The sequence below is a fragment of the Streptomyces sp. NPDC001852 genome (assembly GCF_042891825.1).
In the GTDB taxonomy this organism is placed as follows: domain Bacteria; phylum Actinomycetota; class Actinomycetes; order Streptomycetales; family Streptomycetaceae; genus Streptomyces.
Window position 1 is genome coordinate 1 of record NZ_JBIATN010000013.1, and the last position, 21,158, is coordinate 21,158.

General features: G+C 68.0%; 16 protein-coding genes and 2 pseudogenes. 6 read left to right on the forward strand and 12 right to left on the reverse strand.

All coding sequences use genetic code 11. The features are described from left to right. Positions 1-390 precede the first annotated feature (390 nt). Together ACFYZB_RS22760 and ACFYZB_RS22765 are read right to left on the reverse strand one after the other, a co-directional pair. Positions 391-1,122 (reverse strand): AMP-binding protein, encoded by a 732-nt coding sequence (locus ACFYZB_RS22760; RefSeq protein ID WP_388761479.1) that lies wholly within the window; start codon positions 1,120-1,122, stop codon positions 391-393. 488 nt (positions 1,123-1,610) lie between these two features. After that, positions 1,611-1,772 (reverse strand): annotated as a pseudogene (locus ACFYZB_RS22765) (IS5/IS1182 family transposase); the annotation flags it as partial. Between ACFYZB_RS22765 and ACFYZB_RS22770 the strand changes: the two are divergent. The 3 genes and pseudogenes from ACFYZB_RS22770 to ACFYZB_RS22780 all read left to right on the forward strand — a co-directional run. Then, positions 1,773-2,052 (forward strand): annotated as a pseudogene (locus ACFYZB_RS22770) (LacI family transcriptional regulator); the annotation flags it as partial. It lies immediately after the preceding pseudogene. A 1,237-nt stretch (positions 2,053-3,289) separates the two neighbouring features. Next, entirely contained in the window at positions 3,290-3,847 is a 558-nt protein-coding gene (locus ACFYZB_RS22775) for a hypothetical protein (RefSeq protein ID WP_388761481.1), read from the forward strand. A 56-nt stretch (positions 3,848-3,903) separates the two neighbouring features. Further along, entirely contained in the window at positions 3,904-4,365 is a 462-nt protein-coding gene (locus ACFYZB_RS22780; protein ID WP_388761484.1) for a hypothetical protein, read from the forward strand. A 1,057-nt stretch (positions 4,366-5,422) separates the two neighbouring features. On the opposite strand, the gene ACFYZB_RS22785 is transcribed toward ACFYZB_RS22780, so the two are convergent. Continuing rightward, a complete protein-coding gene (locus ACFYZB_RS22785; RefSeq protein ID WP_388761486.1) occupies positions 5,423-5,938 on the reverse strand; it encodes an EF-hand domain-containing protein in 516 nt (171 codons plus the stop codon). Positions 5,939-6,178: 240 nt separating this feature from the next. Here ACFYZB_RS22785 and ACFYZB_RS22790 point away from each other — a divergent pair, with 240 nt between their 5' ends. Next, entirely contained in the window at positions 6,179-6,712 is a 534-nt protein-coding gene (locus ACFYZB_RS22790; protein ID WP_388761488.1) for a hypothetical protein, read from the forward strand. 571 nt (positions 6,713-7,283) lie between these two features. Here ACFYZB_RS22790 and ACFYZB_RS22795 read toward each other — a convergent pair. Beyond that, entirely contained in the window at positions 7,284-7,661 is a 378-nt protein-coding gene (locus ACFYZB_RS22795) for an STAS domain-containing protein (RefSeq protein ID WP_388761491.1), read from the reverse strand. Between the two features lie 709 nt (positions 7,662-8,370). Beyond that, complete coding sequence (locus ACFYZB_RS22800; RefSeq protein WP_381143138.1) at positions 8,371-8,592, reverse strand: CarD family transcriptional regulator; 222 nt, start codon at positions 8,590-8,592, stop codon at positions 8,371-8,373. A gap of 411 nt (positions 8,593-9,003) precedes the next feature. Here ACFYZB_RS22800 and ACFYZB_RS22805 point away from each other — a divergent pair, with 411 nt between their 5' ends. Continuing rightward, a complete protein-coding gene (locus ACFYZB_RS22805) occupies positions 9,004-9,417 on the forward strand; it encodes a hypothetical protein (RefSeq protein ID WP_388761493.1) in 414 nt (137 codons plus the stop codon). Between the two features lie 390 nt (positions 9,418-9,807). On the opposite strand, the gene ACFYZB_RS22810 is transcribed toward ACFYZB_RS22805, so the two are convergent. After that, positions 9,808-10,122, reverse strand: coding sequence for a hypothetical protein (locus ACFYZB_RS22810; protein WP_388761496.1), 315 nt, complete (start codon positions 10,120-10,122; stop codon positions 9,808-9,810). A 272-nt stretch (positions 10,123-10,394) separates the two neighbouring features. Here ACFYZB_RS22810 and ACFYZB_RS22815 point away from each other — a divergent pair, with 272 nt between their 5' ends. Beyond that, positions 10,395-10,934, forward strand: a complete 540-nt coding sequence (locus ACFYZB_RS22815) for a hypothetical protein (protein ID WP_388761499.1) — start codon at positions 10,395-10,397, stop codon at positions 10,932-10,934. 283 nt (positions 10,935-11,217) lie between these two features. Here the strand turns inward: ACFYZB_RS22815 and ACFYZB_RS22820 are convergent, their stop codons facing one another. The 6 genes from ACFYZB_RS22820 to ACFYZB_RS22845 form a co-directional block, all read right to left on the reverse strand. Then, entirely contained in the window at positions 11,218-12,138 is a 921-nt protein-coding gene (locus ACFYZB_RS22820; RefSeq protein WP_388761501.1) for an IS3 family transposase, read from the reverse strand. After that, positions 12,135-12,443, reverse strand: a complete 309-nt coding sequence (locus tag ACFYZB_RS22825) for a transposase (protein ID WP_388761504.1) — start codon at positions 12,441-12,443, stop codon at positions 12,135-12,137. Before ACFYZB_RS22825 ends, ACFYZB_RS22820 begins: the two co-directional genes overlap by 4 nt. A gap of 226 nt (positions 12,444-12,669) precedes the next feature. Further along, on the reverse strand, positions 12,670-13,941 hold the full coding sequence (locus ACFYZB_RS22830) for a TIGR02679 family protein (protein WP_388761507.1): 1,272 nt from the start codon (positions 13,939-13,941) through the stop codon (positions 12,670-12,672). Next, positions 13,938-18,176, reverse strand: coding sequence for a TIGR02680 family protein (locus ACFYZB_RS22835; protein WP_388761510.1), 4,239 nt, complete (start codon positions 18,174-18,176; stop codon positions 13,938-13,940). The genes ACFYZB_RS22830 and ACFYZB_RS22835 overlap by 4 nt, the downstream gene beginning before the upstream one ends. Further along, positions 18,173-19,498 carry a TIGR02678 family protein gene (locus ACFYZB_RS22840; protein ID WP_388761512.1) on the reverse strand — a complete coding sequence of 442 codons (1,326 nt, stop codon included), beginning with the start codon at positions 19,496-19,498 and terminating at the stop codon, positions 18,173-18,175. Before ACFYZB_RS22840 ends, ACFYZB_RS22835 begins: the two co-directional genes overlap by 4 nt. Then, positions 19,495-21,135, reverse strand: coding sequence for a TIGR02677 family protein (locus ACFYZB_RS22845; RefSeq protein ID WP_388761515.1), 1,641 nt, complete (start codon positions 21,133-21,135; stop codon positions 19,495-19,497). The genes ACFYZB_RS22840 and ACFYZB_RS22845 overlap by 4 nt, the downstream gene beginning before the upstream one ends. Positions 21,136-21,158 lie beyond the last annotated feature (23 nt).

Genomic DNA, 21,158 nt, shown 5'->3' on the forward strand with positions numbered 1-21,158 from the left:
GCCAGTTCCCTGCGGATCGCGATGATGTGCATCGGGGGGAAGATCCCGGTGCGGCGGTAGTAGTCGCGCTCCACGGCCTCGTAGTCGGGGAACAGTCGGGCGACCTTCGGGGAGCCGTCCAGCACGGCCTGCGGTACGTCGACGGAGATCAGTGCGTCGATCTCGCCGGATTCGAGCATGGTGCTCAGGGCCGAGCAGGTCAGGACAACGGCAGTACCATGAGGCTGGTAGCGGCTCCAACGGCAGTTGGGCGGGGAAAGAGATGGAACAGTCTGAGCCCATCGCGCCGGGTTCAAAACGTCTTCCCCCCGCAGTGCTGGATAGAGAACAGCTAGTGGTTTCGGCGGCCAAGAGCGTTGTCGGCGAACTGGGCGCGTCGGCTGCGGCGATCTACCTCAAAGTGCCGGGCACCTCGGATCTGCATGCTGCTCTCGTGACCGTCACGGGAGTCGGAGCGACGGCAAGGAACGAGGCCGCTTGGGCTCCGCTGCCTACGGTTCTCGGCGGCGGGATCTCGGCAGTGACTGCGGTCAGCCTCTCGGCCGTGATGGCGCACGCTCCCGCATCACGGCCGGCCGCGATGGAGCAGTTATGAGTGAGGTTGCCGTGCGTCAGCTCGGACCCTTTCGGCTCGCCTGTGGTGCCCGAGGTGTCGAGCACCACGGCGGTGTCGTTCTCGTGCCGGTCGGCCATGTCCGAGGCGGAGGGTCCGGACGCAGGGAGTTCATCGAAGCCGCCGGCGTCGACGACGACCGCTTCGGCACCGGCCTGTTGTGCACCGGCCCGTGCCTCGTCGGCGAAGTCGTGCCAGGCGAACAGCAGCCGGGCCCCCGAGTCACCGAGGTGGTAGGCGACCTCGCTGGACTTCAGCAGAAAGTTCATAGGGACGACGACGCCACCGGCCCGGAGCACACCGAAGTAGGCGAACGCGAACTCCGGCGTGTCGGTCAGCATGAGCCCGACATGGTCTCCCGGCCGCACGCCGCGGTTGCGAAGCATTGCGGCCACACGGGCAGTGCGCTGGTCGAGCGTGCGATAGGTGACGATGTCGTCCCCGAGCCGCAGCGCAGTTCGGTCCGGATATACCCGGGCGCTGTTCACCACATGCGATGCGAGGTTCATGCCGGATCCAACTCCTCAGCGCCCTGGGCACTTCGGCCATACAGGCTGGAGCGCTCGAAGGAGCTTCCGGCGCGGCCCCTGCCTTTCATGGAACCAGGAACGGATCCCCGCCCGGAGCAGCCTCCAAGCCGGGGACTCGTCCTCCCGGTCTTCCGTGCGATGCCCCGCGGCGCCGGCCCGCCCGAGCCTGCTCGAAAGAGCTTTTCTCGGGCTGACGCTACGCGCGGCGCCGGTGCCATGCCACCGCACAGCGGCACCGGCGGCATCAGTAGGAACTCATCCAGCGTTCGAGGCGAGGGGTCCGTGAAGTGGGCCGAGGGCGTCGTGATCGGGGCGCGTCGTTTCTACTACTCCTGTCGCCTACTCCTGGTCGCCCTCCCGCCGCCAGGGGCGGCGGGAGGGCGCGAGATCTTCGACGCACGCACGAACAGACCGCTGTGGTCCCAGGCGCCTGCGGCGCCTCTCAGAGGTCGTTTTTTCCCGATGTTTCATCCCGGAATTGGTGTTTTACCCCGTGGTGTCGGGTCGCGCGAGGAGATGGTGGCTTCGCCGGTGAGGCGGCGGGCCATCAGGTCGGTCATGGCGAGGTGGATCACAGCTTCGGAGCGGGCGGGCAGGGTCTCGTAGTCGCGGGCCAGGCGGCGGTGGATGCCAAGCGCGCTGAGGCCTGCTGGGTGCCGATCGCTCCGGGGCTGACACCGCACGGGCTCCGTCACACTCACAAGACCCTCATGAGGGAAGTGGGGACCCCGCCGAAGCTCATGGACGAACCGCATGGGCCACGAGGACGGCTCCGTGCAGTCCCGCCATGACTACATCACGGCCGGGATGCGGAAGGTATTGATGAGCGCGCTCACTGAGATGCGGGAGGCGTTGGAAGCACGTCGGGCGATGAGTCCCGGCTCGCCGGTGGCTGTCCTGGACGCGTTGTCTTCTAGTCCACGGCAGGCACGTAAACGCCCCAGACCAGCGGTTTCCCATTGGTCTGGGGCTGCTGCCTGTCTCGATTACGAGGAGGGCGCCGTCGGAGAGGTCGGCGATGGCGACGGCTTCTTCGTCCCCGTCATTGTCGGCGATGGGGACGCAGTCTTCGTCATCGTCACTGTGGGTGATGGCGACGGCTTCTTCGTCATCGTCACTGTCGGCGACGGCTTGTTCGGCTTGGTCACTGAAGCAGTCGGTGAGGGCTTCTTCGTCGGCTTGGCCGTTCCTGTCGACGTGCAGACCTTGTGGCCTTGGACCCAGACGCGCTTTTTGTGCTGGCCCTTTCCCTTGTCTTCCCAGTGCCCATTCACCCAGTGGCACTTGGGTTTGGCTGGAGTGGCGTGCGTGCTCACATCAGCGGAGTGTTGCGCGGTAGCGACTCCAGCCGCTCCGCTGAGCGCCAGGACGGGCACCGCTATTGCCGCAACTGCAGCCGCTCTCCCGCGAGTTCGCATGGCAGCTCCTTCTCGCCTTTGGGTTTCCAGTCCCTGCCCACCCCTCCGGTTCAAGGCTGACACGACGCGAAATACCTCGCAAATTCTGACAAAAACGCCCATGTTCCCAAGGTGTCGACGAGGTGAATCCTCTCTGTGCGAGCCGGTGCGGCCGTCACGTCTCTGGGCAGAACTTGCTCCGTGTACTACAGCCGGAGATCTTTTGAAGGGGCCCGCGTGCTGTCGTTGACCGGGTGTGATGGCAAGTGTGACGGCTGCGTAGATAGCCGGGTGCGATGCTGAACTGGCCGCGGTGGCTCGTTCGTTGCGATACTCGCTCAACCGGCCGGAGCCTCGGGGTGTTCGCTCGCGCAGTTCGTTTGGGGCTGCTGGCGGAGCTGCCGAAGGAGAACAACTGGACGGTGTCGGAGCGCCCCCATCGACCCTCAAGATCTCCGGCTGTAGTGCTTGCTGCTGCCCAGGTGAGCGCTCAAAGGTATCTCGCCACCGCAGTGTCCGCTTCGGCGCTGCGTGGGCCGTACCACCCAAGGTGTGTCCAGGTCTGTCCTCCGTCACCCGGCACGGCCACTTCGTTGGCTGAAAAATCGAACACATGCATGAATTTGGCCATGCGACTGTTTCCCGCTGCCGCCGTTGGGTGGCGCACTGAACCCCGTTTTGGCCGCTATACCAGGGGTACGCGGGGCCTAAGTGGTACATAACGGGCAAGTCAAGGGGGCTCGGCCGCAATGTCAACAGGGACGCTTCTAGCGATCATCATCCCCGTCGTAGTGGTGATCGCTCTCGCTGCGACGGCGGCCTGCTTCTTCATGCGCCGCCGCCACCTGCGCGAACGCTTCGGACCCGAGTACGAACGAACAGTCGAGGGCGCCGACAACAGATTGGCCGCCGAGCGCGAGCTCAGTGCACGTGAGAGGCGCCATGACTCCCTCGACATCAAGCCGCTGCCCAGCAGCGTGCGAGAACGGTACGCCCGGGACTGGACGAGCGTGCAGGACGAGTTCGTGGATCGGCCCAACGATGCCGTGCATGACGCCGACCGTCTGGTCACTTCTCTGATGCACGAGCGCGGCTACCCGACCGGGGAATTCGAGCAGCGCGTGAAGGATCTTTCAGTCGAGCACGGCCGCACGCTCGAGCATTATCGGGCCGCCCACGAGATCGACACGCTCAGCACCCAGCACAAGGCCACAACCGAGCAACTACGCGGCGCCATGGTGCATTACCGCGAGCTCTTCGACGAGCTGCTCTCCGACGGTGGTCAACCTCGCCACGCCCGGGCCTGAACCCGCTCACCACCGCAATGCCGACAGATCCCGAAGGACGAAGGGACGGAGGAGACATGGAACGCGAACACGCATCGGGCCCCGAGAGGGAACTGTCTACCGAAGACCTGGCCCAGCCCCGCGCCGGCACCGGGGGTGAACCGCGGGCGCAGTCCGAGGCGCCCGTCTACCCCGGCGAGAGCACAGCCCCGCCTCAAGAGACTGCCGAAGGGCAGGGGCGTGCGGCTGCCGCAGCACCGGGCGACGAGACTCTTCACCTCCTCGCGCCGGAGGAAGAGGAGCATCTCCGCGAACGGTGGCAGGAGATCCAAAACGAGTTCGTCGACGACCCCCAAGATGCCGTACACACGGCCGACTCCCTGGTCGCCGACGTCATGCAGCAGCTGGCCGAGACGTTCGCCGAGCAGAAGCACGAGCTGGAAGGCCAGTGGAACCGGGGCGAGCAGGCGGACACCGAAGATCTGCGTAGGGCCCTGCAGCACTACCGCTCGTTCTTCAACCGCCTGCTCACCGCATGACGGAACCCGGCCCCCGGCGGCTCCTCTTGCGTTCACGGCGGACAACCGGAAGCTGAGTCATGTCGCCGCGCCTGCCACGGTCGCTCGGATGTCGAGGACCGCATCTGCTCCTGTAGTTGGTGCAGCGGCGACGGCCTAGCTGCGCCACCACCCTTCCCAGCTCCCATCCCGTACGCCGCCGACCCACACACCGTGGAGCGGGCGTGGTTCCTGGCGCCCAGGTGGAGCGCGCGGCCGGGAAGCGCGCCCGGCGGAACGGAGCGCAGCCCGGGCTTGATGAGGTGGAGCAACCTGCAACAGATCTCCGGCGTGAACTGCCGCCGCTGTCGTGGATGCGTTGCTCAGGCCTCGTAGGTAGGCACAGGTCTGGAGACGATTTCCAAGATCTTCTCCAGGATTTCTCCAGAGAGCCTCCCGGAAACAGGTCAGGCCCGACGCTGATCTCTCAGCACCGGGCCTGACCTGGTGTTTCTCTGTCGGGGTGGCGGGATTTGAACCCACGACCTCTTCGTCCCGAGGCAACTTGGGCGGGCGCCCGACCTTGGACCGGTGCGCTTCTCACCCGCGGCGACAGTCCATGGGCGTTCGCGGTTGTCCGCCGTTGTGGGCGGGCACTCACCTTCCCCCACGGCGGTGTCGTAGGGCTCGGTTAAGTTGCCTGCATGGTTGACAGGGATCCGCTTGTGCCGGCACTCACCGGCCTGCTCGCCGACGTCATGTGGTGATTGGACAGCTGCGGGGACGAGGAAGTGGATCCCGACTCCGCGGTGAAGATGATGGAGAGCGTGGGCTGGGTGCTCCTGCAACTGCCCTCGGGCCAACGCCAACGGCTCTTGCAGGTGCTCGCGGACCTGGCCGTGAGGGAAAGCAACTTGGGTGAGCGCCGGACCATGGGCTGGTGACCCGCTCACCTGTGCTGATGGTCCGCAGGCGTCCGTGCTTGTTCGCCGAGGTGCATCAGCGTTGTCACGTAGTTAGACACGTACCCCTCCTCCCGCTGGCGCCATCTCGGGGAGCTGGGTTTTTGCTGGTCGGGGCCGCGCTCCCGTGCACCCGCCTAATACAGGGCATCGCCCATGGGGGACGTGTCGCCGATGACGTAGGAGCGGATCGACGCCAGGTACTCATCACGACCCACCCGGCCGTCGCCGTCGGCATCCAGTGCTTTGAATGCGGCAGCAGCGTTTCCGGGTGCATTGTTCAGTGCGGTGCGCAGCATCGTGAATGCGGCCTTGTCCAGGGCGCCGTCCCCGTCGGCGTCTGCGAGGTCGAACAGTGCACCCAGTGCGAATCGGCAGATGTTGTCGAACTTGTCGGCGCCGACCCATGCGTCGTATTCCTCGAAGGTCAGCTTCCCGTCGCCGTTCGCGTCCATCGCCCCCCATGCCTTGTGGGCTTGTCCGCGGGCGGCGACGACGAGCGGGTCGTCCTCCGAGCGTCCCGTGGCCTGGACGGCCCGGTCGACCCGGGAGAGGTAGTCGTGCGCCGAGATGACCCCGTCCCCGTCCGCGTCCATCATGGCGAAGATACGCCCTCTCGCGACGGTGGCGGCTGCAACGGTGGTACGGCCCACTAGAGATCTCCTCCTGCTCGTTTCCTACTCGACGAGGACTCGTCCGGCGCTTGCTACCCGCCGTGTTCCAAGTTCCATGCGACCGCAGCCGAACCTAAGAAGTCCGGCGGGAGTACCAGCGCGCGTGACCGCGCACAGATCGAGGCGTGCGCGGTCACGCACTCTGAGACGCGGGGTGCGGGATGCGCCCCTGGGTAGGCCAATGGCCGTTAGCGATAGCAAGACGTATCGGGAGGGAACATGTTCGGTAGGCGTGGTGTCGCAGTGGCCCTGGGGTCTGTGGTGCTGGCGGGTTCGTCGTTGGTGTGGGCGCCGGCCGGTCAGGCCATGACGGGTGAGGAGGGGAGCGTCGGCTGCATCGGGCACAGTGAAAGCCGTTACGACCCCCCGCTCACGCTCCTGGCTCGGCCGACCCATGTTCACGCGGACATCACGTACACCTGCGGTGCCCACGGCCGGACCGTCCCCGCTACCGGCTCCTTCAACTCGGACGCACCAGCGGCCTCCTGCGTCGCGGTGTCCGGCGGGAGCGGGACGGAAACCGTCCGGTATGCCGACGGTGGCAGGTCGCAGATCGCCTACGACAGCGCCACGACCGTCCGCGTCGCGGGGGTCCTGGTCGTGATTCAGCGAGGCCGGGTCGTCGAGGGACGTGACCAAGGACATCCCGTACAGCGGACTATCACCGGGCTGCCCCGCGAACTGCCCACGGAATGCCTCACGTCCGGCCTCCAGGGTGGCGGCAACGAGGTTCAACTGGAGATTGAGCCGTAGCGTCGAGGCCAGCGGTCAGTGTGGAACCCTGATTCCAAGGCGGCCTGACAACTAGCGGTGGCCGTGGCTAACCCCGCGTCCGCCTCGCATCCCAAGGTGAACAGATACCGGACTGGCCAGACCCGCTAACGCCCACGCCGCCTGGCTATCACGTGATCCGCCGGACAGGTCCTGCCTAGTCGCTACTCATGGTGCGGAGTGGTGCGTAGCCCGCCCACTGGTCAAGACAATAAGGAACCCCCGGGTCTCCGACCTGGGGGTTTCACGTGGGACGGGTGACGAGAATCGAACTCGCGCTCTCAGCTTGGGAAGCTGAGGTGAGCCCTGGCTTGCCATGGATCTGACCTGCGGAACAGGTGCCTCGACGTCTGGTGGCCGGTCCGTTGATTCCCCGGTGTTCCCCGCGGTTCCCCGTGCGACCTGGCACGTGTCTGGCACGACCTCTTCGTCCCGAACTATGGGCATGGTGGTCGCTGAGGTCGATCGGGCACGTCAGCTGGTTGCTTGGGGTGGCGGCGGTCGGTCCTGGCCGCAGAGGTTGCTGTACCCCCGTGCTGTACGGGGCGCTTCCTTACGATGCGGTGGCTTCCTCGACTGAGTCTCGAACATCAAGTACAGAGCCGGCCCCGGTCAGTTCGAGCACTCTCAGAAGCTGAGGCGCCGGCTCAGCCACACGCAACGCGGTCATGGGACGGACGCGGAGTAGCAGGTTCAAGAAGGTTGAATCTGCAAAGGTTACCCGGGAGGCGTCCACCACGACCTTGGAGTACTTTTCCGACGCGTCTTCCAAGGCCTCAGCCAACGGCGCGATGTTCTGCATGTCGTAGTGGCCGTGCGCGACGATCATCCACGCACCGTCCCACTCGTACTGAAGAACTGCAGCTGACTCCGGAACAGGCCCATTGACCTGCTCCTTCGACTGTTCGCTGGTTGCGTCTGCCGGACTCACGTTCTCAGTATGGAGGCCTGGTGGGGCAAGCTGAAGCCCGGAAGATTAAAGATCGAGAGGCCTCAGCGGGCGAAACCGGACCCCTACACACCAGCTATTGGGCCTGGCCTCATCCTTATCAGGTCGATCACAGCCCCCGTGAAGACTGGAAAGCTCCCAGCCTGACGCCCCCCGTCGACCGCTGGGGACTGCTCTCGTCCGGCCGCGTTCGCCGATGTGGGTGTCAGCCGTTGGTGTCACCAGGTGCACTCTTTCCAAGTCTGTTGGCGCCTAGCCAAGGCGCGTACAGGGCCGTTCACCTGCGTTCATGGGTGGCCTGACTACGGGAAGGACCCGGCACACGGTCTCGTCCGAACGACGGTAACGGGGCTGAATGAGAGGGAAACTGAGACGGCCGCACTCTTCACCGCAGCACGGGAGACGGCCCGCGGCCAGTTGGCCGGAGCCGCCGTCATTCGTGGACCTAAGCGGCCTTGGGCCGCGCCGCACGTAGGCCCGAGGCGGGCTCCTGTACGTCGAGTGGCAGGGTCTCGTCTTCCCGGAAGTCAGGGGCCTGGAAAGGGTTAGTCGTCGGAGGCGGCGATGCTGCAGTGGCGCAGCGGGGTTGCCCTTCCAGGGCGGAAAACAGCGACGTCACGTCGATGAGAGGACTCTCTTTCGTTACAGGTCTCTGAAGGGGCCTGGTGTGCCGTGACCGGGCACAGCGGTCCTACAGCTTGGTCATCTTGGCGTACGGGCTCAAGATCCGCATTTGCGCCGAGCGGAAATCCACGAGCGCCGCGACTCCGTCCTCGATGCCGACTACTCGGCCGAGGCCGTACATGTCGTGTGTGACCTGGTCGCCCACGGCGAAGTGCTTGGGAGCCGGTGTGACCGGGGCCTTGAAGGGGCTGGTAGGCAAATGACGCTTCGGCGCAGCAGGCTTTGTCATGACTCAATATGAGCCTACGTCTATACCCGTTCGCTGTGGCCGTCGGCACAGATCCGGACGGGAACAACCGTCTCATGCCGCTGACCTGGTGGTTTGAGACCTGGTGAGGCGAAACTGGACCGTAGGTCCCCAATCACTGACCGTGGCTGACCCGCCGCATACGTCGCCATCGACCTGCACCGACGTGGGTTTGTGCGTCAAGCGGGTTTTGTTCGCCTGGTTAAGGAGCGCCGTCCGCGATGTGCCCCTTCCGCGTCACTCGTCTGCGCTGTCGGGGGCGACGGCGAGCAGTAGTCCGCCGAGGCTGGAGGTGACACCAGGGGGGCGCAATGTCGGTCCGCAAGCCCGACCCTATGTCGGAAACGCGGCGCCACAGACACACATTGCTGACGGAGGGAAAGGGCGCGCCCCATGTCACAGCACAATGCGAGGGGGTCGGGGGCCACCTGGGTGGCCAGGCTGGCGGGAGCTCTGCTGTGCCTCGCGGTGGCCGTCATCCATGTCAAGGATCAAGGCGGCGTCACGACGACGAGGGACCCTCACTACATCGGTGTGGCCTATCACGTCCTGGAGATCGCTGCCGTCGTCGCTGCTGCGCTGCTTCTCGTCGGTCTCGTCCGACCGGGGTGGCTGCTGGCGGCCGGGGTCGCCGTGGGCCCCCTGCTGGGATACATCCTTTCCAGGGGCCCGGGACTGCCCGACTACAGCGACGACGTCGGCAACTGGACGGAACCGCTCGGGCTGGTCAGTCTGGCCGTTGAAGGGGCCCTCCTGCTGCTGTCGGTCCTGCTCTTTGCGCAACGCCTGCGTCGGAGGAACTACTAGCGCTGCGCCGAGTGACCTTGGTAAGGGCGGACCGCCAGCCGACAGGGACGGTGCCCCCGCGAGGCCAAAACTCTGAGGCCGGTGCTCATCCTTATCAGGTCGATCACGTGTCTCCGGGGCAGGTCCACCAGCTGCGTGCCTCGATCCGGAGTCCGCGGCCCTCCCTGGCTGACCGCCGCCGTTCGCTACTGTTGGTGTCAGGCGTTGGTGTCAGCTTCAGCCGATGACCTTGACGAATGCAAGATCTCCGAGCTTAGGCATGGCGCTGCCAGTGTCGCAGATCCAATTGGGTGACCTGTGGCTGTCGGCCGCTACGACTGCCGTTACGTAGTCGTCGTCACCGGTCGCCAGTGAGCGGCCTCGGACGGCCCAGAGACGGCCCAGCGAAGATCACTCGTCGGCCGCCAGCCACTCATCGAGCCGCACCTTGACCTGGTGGTGGGCGGCGTGCCAGATGACCTCCCCACTGACGAAGGCCCCGAGGGCCGGGAGGTCCATCCCGTGCGGCATGGCCGTGATCTCGGCCAGCGCTATGGCGTTCGGCACGCTGTCTATACGTATGAAGACCCCGAAGCGCTGGCGACCGATGACCTCGCCGATGATCCGGGCCTCGACGGGCAGAGCCGCGACGGTTGCCTCCCAGCTCTCCCGCACCAAGTCCGCGGCCGGCACTTCAGGGCCCGTGGGCCAGGCGTACTCATCCATCGGTAGATCATGACGCCCTGGAACCGGTGCTTAGAAGATGCGGGCATGCCCTGCAGGCCCGGCCCGGCGGCTCCCCGTCACCTCCGAGACGAGCTGCCGGCGGCCGTCGCCGTCCGTGGGCGTTGCCGTCAGCATTGCCGTCATTGCCCTGCGCCTAGGAGCTGGGCCCGACAGTCTTGGTGATGTTCTGGCACGCGGTCTGTTGACGCCGCGCTCCATACGGCGTTGGATCTTCCCTGCCCGTGCGGGTGTACGGGTAGAGAGCTGGGACGATGACCGAGGACGCCAGACCCGGGCTGATAAGGGTGGTGTACTTCCAGCAGACGTGCGCATTGATGATGGGCGGCGGCGCGGTACTGTCCGAAGGGTTGCTCCTGATCTTGATCGGTACGGCTCACCGGTTGGAGACCCTCCTGGTGGGAGCAGTTGCGGTGGCTCTTGTGTCCCTGGTCCTACTGCTGCTGCGCTTCCGTCTCCGCGCCCGGCTTCGCCGCACGTACGAGCATGCCGTGCGGATCGACAGCGCCGAAGAACAACCGCATACCGGCCAGGACGCGGCGCAGCGGCTGTCGCTACGGCGCACGGCCGGATTCGTGGGTGGAGCGGTCTGTTGGATGATGCTCATCGGCCTGGCATCGCATCAGCTGATGCCGCCGCTCATGCTGGTTCCGGTGGCCGTGGCCCAGTGGGCGCAGTCCCGGGCGACCGCGAAATGGGAGCGGGTGAACGGGGCAGATCTGTGGCAGACCGTGCCCGGGCTGCTGGGTGCCCGAGGCCCGGTGTTTCGTGTGCCGGCAGAGCGCGGTATTTGAAGCCACGGCCTTAGCTTGACGTTTATCGTCCGGGGTCGAACACGGCCTCGAACTTGCTGACGTCTTCGTCTGAGTGTCTGACGTGAGAGCGGCCTTCGCCTGATCCTGTGCTCCGTCACAGAGGCACTTGACCAGTACGAAGGCCGTAGCAATGAGTCTGCTGCAGCGGGATGTCCCGCGGGATGCGTTTGCCGAACTGTCATGCTTCCGGTCGGAGTTCTATGCCTGCCTGATCCAGCGGCCCGACGCCTTTGAGGTTCCCCCGCTGTGTGGGAGTGGCTGACTAGCTGGTCAGGGCGGGTTGACGTGGTTTCAGGTTCACTTGTTCGGCCGCTGCCTGGCTGGCGTAGTGCTTCACCTCGAACTCGATCGGGCTGAGGTAGCCGAGGCGTTTCTGGATGCGGCGGGGGTTATAGAAGCCGTCGATGTACTCGAAGAGCGCGAGGTTCGCTTCGGCCCTGGTCGCGAAGACCCGGCCGCGGATGCACTCGGTCTTGATCACCATCCATAGGTTCTCCGCCAGGGCGTTGTCGAACGAGTCGCCGACCGAGCCCATGGACGCCTGGATCCCGGCCCTGACCAGGCGTGTTGTCAGCTTCACAGAGGTGTATTGGGTGCCGTGGTCCGCGTGGTGAACAAGCTCACCGGGCGCGACTTCGCGGCTGGCCAGGGCATACTCCAGCGAGGTCAGGACCAGGTCCGCGTCCGCACGGGCGGAGGTTTCCCAGGCCACGACCCGGCGGGAGAACGCGTCGCGGATCGCGGAGAGCCACAGCGGGCCCTCCAAAGTCGCGATCATGGTCAGGTCGGTGACCCACAACCGGTTCGGCACGTTCGCGGTGAAGTCGCGTTGCACCAGGTCAGGAGCGGGATCGGCGTCCGGGTCACGTCGGGTGAAGCCCTTGCCCCGGCGGGGGCTGATTCCGGCGAGGCCGGCCTGGCGCATGAGCCGTTCGACGCGCTTGCGGCCGACGCGGACACCCTCACGCTTGAGGACGGCATGCACGCGGGGCGAGCCGTAGATCCCGCCGGACTCGGCGTGGACCTGCCGAATCATGCCCGTCAACTCGGCGTCCCGGCGGCGGTGTTCGCACGGCTCCTTCTCGGCCTGGCGCCAGCGGTAGTAGGTGGAGGTGGGGATGTTCAGTTCCCGGAGTACAGGCTCGACCCCCAGATGCGGGTGCTCGTCGACGAGCACCGTCACCTGGGCCGGGTCGGGTCGAGCTGGGCCGCGAAAAAAGCGGAAGCCGTCCGCAGGACCTCGTTCGCCCGCTTGAGCTGGGCATTCTCCTTCCGCAGAGCCGCCAGCTCCTCCCGTTCGGCGGTGGTGAGCATGTCGTCCCGCTCGCCGGCGTCGGCCTCGGCCTGTCGGATCCAGTTGCGCAGGGCCTCGTGGTGCACGCCGAGATCCTCGGCCATGCGGCGGATGACGGGCTTCGGCTCGGCGGCGCGGTACATCCGCACCGCACGCTCACGCAACCCCAACGGATATTTCCTCGGGGCAGGCATCGTCAGATCTCCTCTCACGAGATCTATCTGACCCGCTGTCACCCCTCCTCGCATCTCGGGGGAAGCTCACTTGTTCGAGCTGGGTGACGCCTTGCTGTGTTCGGACGGCCCGGTGAAGACGCTGGTCGAACTGTCCTTGGCAGGGGCTCGGGGAGCGGGACGGCTCCCAGACGGCTCCCAGCACCGGGACTCCTCCCTCAGCACCTGCGCATGTCCCGCGGCGTTCCTACGTCTGACCCAACAGGTCGTCCACCAGAAGGTCGAGGGTGATCTCCTCATGGAGCGCGACCCCGAGAGAGGTCATGGCAGGGGCGAGGCCGGGGTCCCAGGCCGCGCTGACGGGCTGGCCGTCGAGCGGCAGCTGAGGGATTCCCTCGGCCTGGCTTCGAGCGGCCAGGTGCTCGTAGTCCTCGGCGCCCATGCGCCATGGCTGGGCTTCGTAACGGCGGATGATCCGGTTGGCCAGAGCGATGCCCGGCCAGTCGAAGTCGCCGTGGTACGCGAAGCGGCAGCCGGTGGTGGCGAGAGCGTCGAGGAGTGTGAGCACCACGGTGGCGGCGCTGCCGGACGTGCACACCAATGGCCGGACGCAGGCAGCGTCCGCCGCAGCTTCCACCACGCGCGGATTCTCACAGATGTGGACCACTTCTCCGGCAGGTAGTCTCAGCTGGAGGTCGTGAAGATCGCGCGGCGTGAGGTGGGCTTCGGCGTGATGGTCTGCCCGCTCCCGCAGGGCCTGCTCCCGCCAGCCCCCGCCGACGGGCCGCAGCCCGTAGGTCAGCACTGTGCTGGAGACTTCGTCCGGTGTGACGGACACCAGCCGCCACAGCGCACGTCGGCTGGCCGCGTCACCGGGGAACTCAGTGCTGTGGGCGAGGGCGATACCGCGTTGGACGAGGCGTGCGAGCCAGGTGCCGTCGTCCAGGCCGTGTGCGGACCCGGTCGCCATGGCGGCGAGTTCTCCTCGGCCTCGGCTGCCACCCGCCTCCGGGCCGAGCAGTACGGAGAGGACCTGGACAGCCTGCTGAATCGTGCGTACCGCCGTTTCGGGTGTCACTCCTGTCGGTACGCCGGTGCGGCGCAGCAGGTCGTACCACCGGCCGGTCCACTCCTGGCCGACGAGCGGAGAGGTGTCCAGCGCGGAGGCGAGCGACGACCAGACGTGCTCGCGCCGTGCCGCGATACCCGCGCGGACGGCACGGCGGTCGGTGAGCGGAGGCCCGAGTTCCTCCAAGACGTCTCTGAGCCCGAGTCCGGCCGCCGAGGCGCGCAGCCGGGTGTCGAGTGCATCGAGGCGCACAGTTGCGACAGCACCCGTGACGGGTTTGCCCAGCAGGAGCGAAAGGTCGGTGCGTTCTTGGGCGCTCACTGAGGTCAGCCGGACGGAACCGGTGGCCTGCACGCCATTGCTTTCCAGGCGCTTGCGTACCGCTTCCCAAAGCCGGGTGAGCCCGGGACCGGCCAGCCAGTCCCGTGTCGCCGTGGGCAGTTTGCTCATACGGACACCAGCCGCCGGTGCCGACCGTTCCAGGTGTAGTGCAGGGTGGCCACCCCGCGCACATGGGGATCGCGGAGGCACTCGTAGATGTGCAGGGACGGCACCTCCGGCCAGTTGCCCATGAGCCGTTCGCTGGTGAGGACGAAGTCGAGATCGAGGTCGACGAGGATGCGTCCCAGCCTCCCGTGGGTGGGTTCGTCGACCTTGGCGAAGGCGTCGTCGAGCAGGATCAGCCGCGGGGCGTGGGGTGCGGACTCGGCGAGGCTGGTGAAGTGGGCGGCGGCCGCGGCGAAGAGAACGAGGTAGGAGAGCACTCGCTGCTCGCCCTGGCTGAGCCCGGTGCGGCCGGTCAGTTTCCGCCTGCGTCCCGGGGCGGCGTCCTCGACCACGAAGGTGTGGAAGCGGAACCAATCACGGTAGTCGAGCGCGGTCCGCAGATGGGCGGCATAACCGGCTGAGGGATCGGCCCGTCGGGCATCCTCGATTCGGCGGTGCAGCACCTCGCGGAGCTGCTCGGTCTGCTCACGGGTGCGCAGGCTTGACGGACTGCGCAGCAGCTCGACAGCCGCCCGCACGTCTGCGTCGACGTCCTCGTCCAGCTTCCACAGCAGTTCCACGCCGAGACCGTGGGAGGTGCGTACGGTCCGCAGGGTGTCGTTGAGAGCCGCGACCAGGTTCGCCGCAGTGATGACCTGGGCCGAGAGATGGTCGCCGAGCTCGCCGGTCAGGAACCGCTGGAATACCTCACGTTCGCGCTCGGTGAGCCGTCCCCGGGCCTCTGCCGCTTGGACAGCGATCCGCTCACCCACGGCCGCGACATCGTGGGAACCGTGGTCGTCGATCAGGCGGCACACCTTGATGCCGTCGCGTTCCTCCAGTTGCGCGTCGTAGCCGCCGGCCAGCTGGTCGCGCAGTTCGGTGTGCCGGTTGAGCAGGGTGCTGTCCGAGACCTCGCCCTTCGGACGGCCGAGGGTCTGTTCCACGGCGTCGGCCAGTGTCCGCAGTGCCCGCAGACGGCTGCGGACGTCCGAGCCGGGATCGTCCGCCACGTCCTCGGGCAGTGAGGATCGGTCCAGCCCGGCGCCGCGCACCACCTCCGGCCGGCCGAGTGCGCCGCGAAGTGCGCTGCCGGTTGCGATGACCGCCGTCTCCTGCGCGGCCAGGTCCTCGCGCAGACGCTTCTCCTCCTCTTCTGCACGCACGCGCCGGTCGTGAAGGTCGTCGCGGGCCCGCTGTGCCGCCGGAAGGGCCTGGGCGGCGTGCGCGATGCGCTGTCTGGTTTCCTGCTCGCGAGTGAGGATCTCTTCTTCGGTTGCCCCGATGGCCTCCTCGCGGGTGCGTAGGTCCTGTTGCGCGGTACGCAGCCCGCTGAGGCGAAGCCGGTAGTTCTCCTCCGCGGCCAGGCGATCTCTATGGGCGCGTTCGTATCGCTCGGCATCGGCGTGATGGGTGCCGAGCCGCTCGCCCGTGCTGCCGATCGCTCGGTGAAGATGCCCGATGCCGGTGAGAAGGGCAGCCAGCGCGGCGCGTACGCGTTCCAGCTCGGCGGGGTCGCTGGGCAGGTCGTGGGCGGTGGCGGTGGCGTCAGCCTCGGCGCGGGCGGCTACGGCGAGGGCGCGGGCCTCCTCGGCCAGCCGTGCTGCGCGGGTGGCCTTGGCGGTCAGGTCCCGCAGTCTCCTCTCGTCCGACTCGGCTCTGCTCCAGGCGTCGGCGAGACCGCGTGCCTGGGGGAAATCCTGCCCCGCGAGCCTGAGGGCCCGACGCTGGGCGTCGGCCTCGGTGAGTTCGTGACGGGCGTCGGCCAGCCGCTGCTCCGTCTGCGTGAGCCGCTGTTCCAGCTCGGCGAGGATGCGCCGTCGGGTCTCGGCGCGTACGGCGGCTCCCACGTACTCGGCGTCATTCTTGTGGTGTCGGCCGCTGAGGATGCCGAGGCGCCAGCTTCCGTCGTAGTACACCGCGTCATGAGCGGCCGTGTCCGCAGCCGGTGCGAGCGCGATGGCGGCCAGCAGATGTTCCACCTGCTCGGACGTGACACCGCAGGCCGGCTGGGGTGCTGGGCGCAGGACCGAGGCGAGGGTCGGCCCGTCCGGCAGCGCGGGGCCGGGACGCAGCAGAGTGTCACGGGTGCCGGGATCGACAAGAGCGCCGTTCGCGCCGACCCACGCGTCCAGGATTCCGCTGGCTTCCAGCGCTGCTTCCAGACCGGCCCGGTGCGCGGGGCTCACATCATTCGCGAAGTCCACCAGCCGATAGAAAGGCGCTCCGGTGCCCGGTGTCCTTTCGGCGATGCGGTGGTGGGGGACCGGCGGCTCGGGATCGGTACGTCGCTCCCAGTCACGCTTCTGACTCGCCAGGCGGCCGAGTTCCTCATCTAGCCGGCCGACGGTGAGTGCGAGGGCGTCGCGGCGTCTGGTGAGTTCCTCGCTGTACGGCTCCAGTGCGGCATGGGCGGCTTGCCACGCCTGGCCGTCGATGTCGGGCGGGAGCGTGCGGTCCGCGAACGGGGCGTCGGCGGAGCTCTCGCAGGCGACCGTGGTGTGGACGGTGTCCAGGGGCGGGCAGCCGGACCCGACGGCGGCCCGCGTGCGTGTTACCCACTTGACGACCCGGCGGGCATAGGCACCGCTCTCCTCGGCGACCTTCTCGCGGTCGGCATCGAGACGGCTGGCGGCCTCTTCCGCCTCGCCTTCCAGCCGTTCGCGCTCGGTGTCGGCCTGCGCCGCCCGGCTTCGGGACTCCTCTGCCCGTGCGGTGAGACGCGTCACCTCCTGGACCATCCGGGTTCGATTCTTCGCGACCGTCTCGGCGCCCTCCAGCTGTCCCAGCCAGGACCGCAGTCCGTCCTGCACCGCGGCCGCGTCCACGCGGACGACCGACCGATGCTGCACGGTGTGCGTCTCCCCGTCCGGAGCGGTCAGCTTCGTCTCGACAGCCTGGGAGCGGAGCGTGCGGGGCAGGGCTACTGCCTCGCCGAGATAGCCGGCGGGAAGCCCGGCCTTCTCCGCCTGCGTCAGCAGTTCCCGGTGTTCAGTGCCCAGTTCGGCGAGCCGGCTGCCGAGGTGCTCGACACCGTCGGCCAACCGCTCGGCCGCGCCCTCCTCTGCGCCGTGTGCGTTGCTGAGGGCGGTGAAGGCGGCCACGGCGGCGGTGTGCAGCGCCTCGACCGTGCTGCGGCGCTCCGACAGTTCGCGCAGGCTGCGGTAGGCGTGGCTGGCGTGCAGGGCGGCGAGGTCGGTCCGGGCGGCTTCTTCCTCTTCGCGCAGGGTTTCCAGCCGGGCCTCCGACTCCTCCTCCCGCGTCCTCAGTTCGCTGGTCCGCTGTGTGGCGCCTCCGGCCGCCCGGCGTCGCTGCGCGAGGATCTCCAGCTCCTGGCTCACTGCCTGCGCGGACGCGCGCAGGACTCCGGACAAGTAGCCGCGGTAACTGGTGAGGAAGGTGCGCAGCGCCGTATCGGTGCGCTCCAGTCGGCCGAGTTCGTCGCGTACGGCGTCGAGGTCGTGGAGGTTGCGCGCGACCTTCTCGACCACGTCCTCGTCGAGTCCCGGCAGGGTCTCGCTCAGCAGGGAGGCGAGTCCACCGTGCTCGATGCGGTCCCCGACCGTGGGCCGCCGCAGCCGGTGGAGGAGCTGGGTGAGGTTGCGGTAGCGGGTTGCGTCGGTGATGCCGAACAGTTCCCGAGCCACCCGCGAGCGGTGGAGGACCGCGCGGTCGGTGATGTTGTCGAAGCCGATGATCTCCTTGAGCCGGTCGACCGGCAGGGGCTTTCCGCCCTCGACCAGGTGCAGGTCCTCACCGACGCGCAGCGGAGTGACGAAGAACGTCGGCAGCGCCTTCTGTGTCGACTTCGAGGCGCGGATGGCGGCGCCGAGTGTGACGTGGCGGTGGTCACCGCCGTCGGTCGTGCCCCGGAACTCCACCCACAGGTAGCCGAGACGGTTGGTCTGCTCGAACCCGTCCAGCATCAGCCAGGCGAGGGTGGTCCTGCCGGTGCCTGTCGCGTCCAGTGCCCGTGAGTCGCCGTCCAGCAGATACGGGAGCAGCATTTCCAAGGCTTTGGACTTGCCCGCGCCGTTCTTGCCACGCAGCAGCAGCCGTCCGTCGCCGAAGGCGAACTCCTGCTCGTCGTACTGCCAGACGTTCTGGATGCCCGCGCGGTGCAGCCGGAAGCGGGTGCCGGCGGTCGTGGTGGGGCCGGAACGCGGCAGTGGGACGAGGCCACGCGCATCGGTGGTCACAGCGGCAACTCCTCCTGAATGTCGGTGCCCTTGCCGACTGCGGTGGCCGGGCGCACGGTCACGTGGGTGGCATAGCGTGCCGCCGCGGCCAGCAGCACCCAGCCGTCACTGCCAGGACGCGCCCCACGAACATCGGTCACGGTGCGCCCCTCCGGTGCCTCTTCGGCGTATCCCTCCGGCAGGCCCTCTCCCTCGGCACGCAGCCGGCCGGCGCGGGCCATCAGCCGCATGTGGGCCAGCAGGTCCAGCGCGGCCTCCCGTAGGGCGGAGAGGTCCTCCAGGTAACCGCGCTGCCAGTTGCTGCGCTGTCCGTACTCGGCGACCAGTTCAGCCAGCAGCTCGTCCACGAGGCCGTCCGGGACAGCCACGCCGATGACGAGCGTCCCTCCGGTCGCCGGGTGTCCGGGCTCCTGCGGCCGAAGTCGCCCCACGAGCCGTTCCACCAGCAGCAACGCGGCCTGGGCGACCGTCCCGGTACCCGGCAGGTGCAGATCCGTCAGCTCGTCCTCTGGATCCACCAGCGCCACCCCCTCGCCGCGGATCTCCATCTCCAGGCCCAGAAGTTCGGAGAACGCCTGCGCTTCCCGGCGCTGCCGGGTGCGCAACCAGTCGCGTTCGGCGTCGGTCAGCTCGTCCAGGTAGACGACGGGTGTCTCGACGAGCATCCGACGCACATAGGTGCGAGGTCCGCCGAACCCCGGGTCCGCTGCCCGCCGGACCAGGTCGGCGCCGTCACGGGCCTGGGCGAGCGGGCCGGCGACGACGACGCGGGCCAGTTCGCGGTCCACTGTGATCAGGGCCTCTCCGCCCGCATCCTGCGCGAGAGCGGCCACATGGCCCTCGGTCTCGATGAGGACGCCCCACTCGACCAACAGGCGCAGAGCCGCTACCAAGGTCCGTTTCCCGGCCGCCCTACCTGTCTCCTCCAGCTCGATCTCGGCGTCGGCCGCGGCGGCCCTGATGTCGGCCACCAGCTGTGACAGCAGCAGTTGTTCGGGGGCGGTCACCAGCACGGACAGGGCAAGCGCGAGACAGGCGTAGGTGTGCGGGGTGAAGGGGGTACCGGCGGCGCGCTCCAGGCGGCGGCCCGCGCCTGCTCCCAGCCCCGCCTTGAAGAGCCGGGCGTATGAGCTGTCGACCAGCAGGCGGTAGCCGAGCACCTGCTGGAACCGCTTGCCCAGCCAGTCGGCATGCCTGCGGATCAGCGGGAAGAGGTCGGCGTGCGGGCCGTCCGAGGTGACCAGCGGATGGGCGAGCAGCAGCCGGGCGGCGCTGCGGCGCTCGGCGGCCAGGGCCACGTCGTGTGTCGAAGGGAGGGTCATGACACGCTCACCTCCGCATCGCCGTCGGCCACGTCGGAGGAGGTACGGCCGACGTCCAGCTCCAGGTCGTCCAGCAGCAGGTCGCCGTCGACCGAGTGCAAGACGCACCGGGCGCCCGCCGTGCGTCGCACGGTGAGCCGGATGCCCAGCTCGGCGTCCTCGCTGTGCGCCTGGTCGAGGTCGAATTCCGTCGCGCCCACCCCGTCCGTGTCGGCGCGACGCCTCAACTGCGCATTCCCGAGTGCGGTGGCCAGCAGCTCCAGGAGCAGACCGAGCGCTGCAGAGGTGAGACGCACCTCGGCGAACCGTCCTGAGGCACTGCGCAGTTCGTCCGCCGCCGCTGCCCTGGCCGCCGCCCGCTCACGGGCTGCGTCCCGCAGCCGCCTTTTCTGCGCGGAGTGGTCCTCCACCGCGGACGTCCGGCCCCGCTGGGCGCGGCTGCCCCTTTCCCGCAGGGCCACCGGCACCTCGACGACCGGCCCGGTCCACCAGCTCGTGTAGGCGGGCACCACCTCGTCGGTGGCCGGGGGTATGCCCAGATGACGGGCGCCGTACAGCCCGAAGGCGGCGACGGCGATGTCATGCGCGTCCTGCGGCGCCGCTTCCTCGAACCACCGGGCCAGCCGAAGCAGTTCCTTGCGCCGTGACATCTCCCCGGTGGCCGACCGCAGCATCCGCTTGGCATTGGCGAGCAGCGACTGCAACGCGCGCAGGGTGGCGTCCCGCAGGTGAGCGACCTGGCTGCACTGCCCGTCGGTGTCGCTGAACCAGCCGCGCAGGCCCTCCCAGTCCGCGAACTCGCGCCCACGGCTGCGCTGCACCCGTGTCTCCAGGCGGCCGTCGCCCTGCGGTGACAGGCCGGTGAGCCCCTGTGCGTGAGCGTCCAGCCGGGCCAGCAGACCCGGGACGTGCGGCCACAGCGTGTCCAATGCCGCCGAGATCCGGGGCGCGCGGAACGCCACGTCTTCAGTGATCGCCTCGACGTAGTCGAGGAGCAGCACCTTGAAGCCCTGGTACTCGGCGCTGTCCAGGTCGTACCGGGCCAGAACCTGGCCGAGGTAGGCGTAGAAGTCCCGGATGGAATCCGCGAACTCGGTGAACTGCACGAACAGCGTGCTGACCCGCTCCAGCCCGTCCTGCGGTTCGATGCCGCCGGGCGCGGTCACGAGCTCGGCCAGCTCCCTGAGCCCGCGCTCGACCAGGGCGAGCAGCTCGTTGCTCACCTCCCGGGCGGCGTCCGCCTCGGCCAGGACGCCATCGGCGTCCCGCTGGATGCGCTCGCCCAACTTCGACAACTGATAGCGGGCCCGGGACCGCTGGTACTCGCTGATGCTGGACGCCTTGACCGTGTGGCTGCTGCGCAGCAGGTTGCCCCATCGCACCAGCTGTTCCAGCCGGACGGTGAGAGTGTCGGCGTCGAGCCCGGCGGCAGGGCCCCCGGCCTGGCGGAGCTTCGCCAGGACGTCCGGGACGGCCAGGTCCGCCAGCAGGGTCCCGCAGAAGACCCGCATGATCGCCAGGTGCTCCAGCCGCTCGGGCGCGCTGAGGTAGGTGTAGGCGTCCAGCCGGCGGCGCGCTTCGTACTGGACATCCTGCGTTGCGGCGTTTTGCGCTGCGCCGGGCGCGGGTGCCTCCATGCCTGCGAGATTACGCGGCGCGT

Excerpts from the sequence above, each read along its gene's own strand:
- ACFYZB_RS22840 (WP_388761512.1), bottom strand. The coding sequence starts at position 19,498 with ATGACCCTCCCTTCGACACACGACGTGGCCCTGGCCGCCGAGCGCCGC.
- ACFYZB_RS22780 (WP_388761484.1), top strand. The coding sequence starts at position 3,904 with ATGGAACGCGAACACGCATCGGGCCCCGAGAGGGAACTGTCTACCGAA.
- ACFYZB_RS22825 (WP_388761504.1), bottom strand. The coding sequence starts at position 12,443 with ATGCCTGCCCCGAGGAAATATCCGTTGGGGTTGCGTGAGCGTGCGGTG.
- ACFYZB_RS22815 (WP_388761499.1), top strand. The coding sequence starts at position 10,395 with ATGACCGAGGACGCCAGACCCGGGCTGATAAGGGTGGTGTACTTCCAG.
- ACFYZB_RS22810 (WP_388761496.1), bottom strand. The coding sequence starts at position 10,122 with ATGGATGAGTACGCCTGGCCCACGGGCCCTGAAGTGCCGGCCGCGGAC.
- ACFYZB_RS22845 (WP_388761515.1), bottom strand. The coding sequence starts at position 21,135 with ATGGAGGCACCCGCGCCCGGCGCAGCGCAAAACGCCGCAACGCAGGAT.
- ACFYZB_RS22800 (WP_381143138.1), bottom strand. The coding sequence starts at position 8,592 with ATGACAAAGCCTGCTGCGCCGAAGCGTCATTTGCCTACCAGCCCCTTC.
- ACFYZB_RS22760 (WP_388761479.1), bottom strand. The coding sequence starts at position 1,122 with ATGAACCTCGCATCGCATGTGGTGAACAGCGCCCGGGTATATCCGGAC.
- ACFYZB_RS22790 (WP_388761488.1), top strand. The coding sequence starts at position 6,179 with ATGTTCGGTAGGCGTGGTGTCGCAGTGGCCCTGGGGTCTGTGGTGCTG.
- ACFYZB_RS22775 (WP_388761481.1), top strand. The coding sequence starts at position 3,290 with ATGTCAACAGGGACGCTTCTAGCGATCATCATCCCCGTCGTAGTGGTG.
- ACFYZB_RS22805 (WP_388761493.1), top strand. The coding sequence starts at position 9,004 with ATGTCACAGCACAATGCGAGGGGGTCGGGGGCCACCTGGGTGGCCAGG.
- ACFYZB_RS22830 (WP_388761507.1), bottom strand. The coding sequence starts at position 13,941 with ATGAGCAAACTGCCCACGGCGACACGGGACTGGCTGGCCGGTCCCGGG.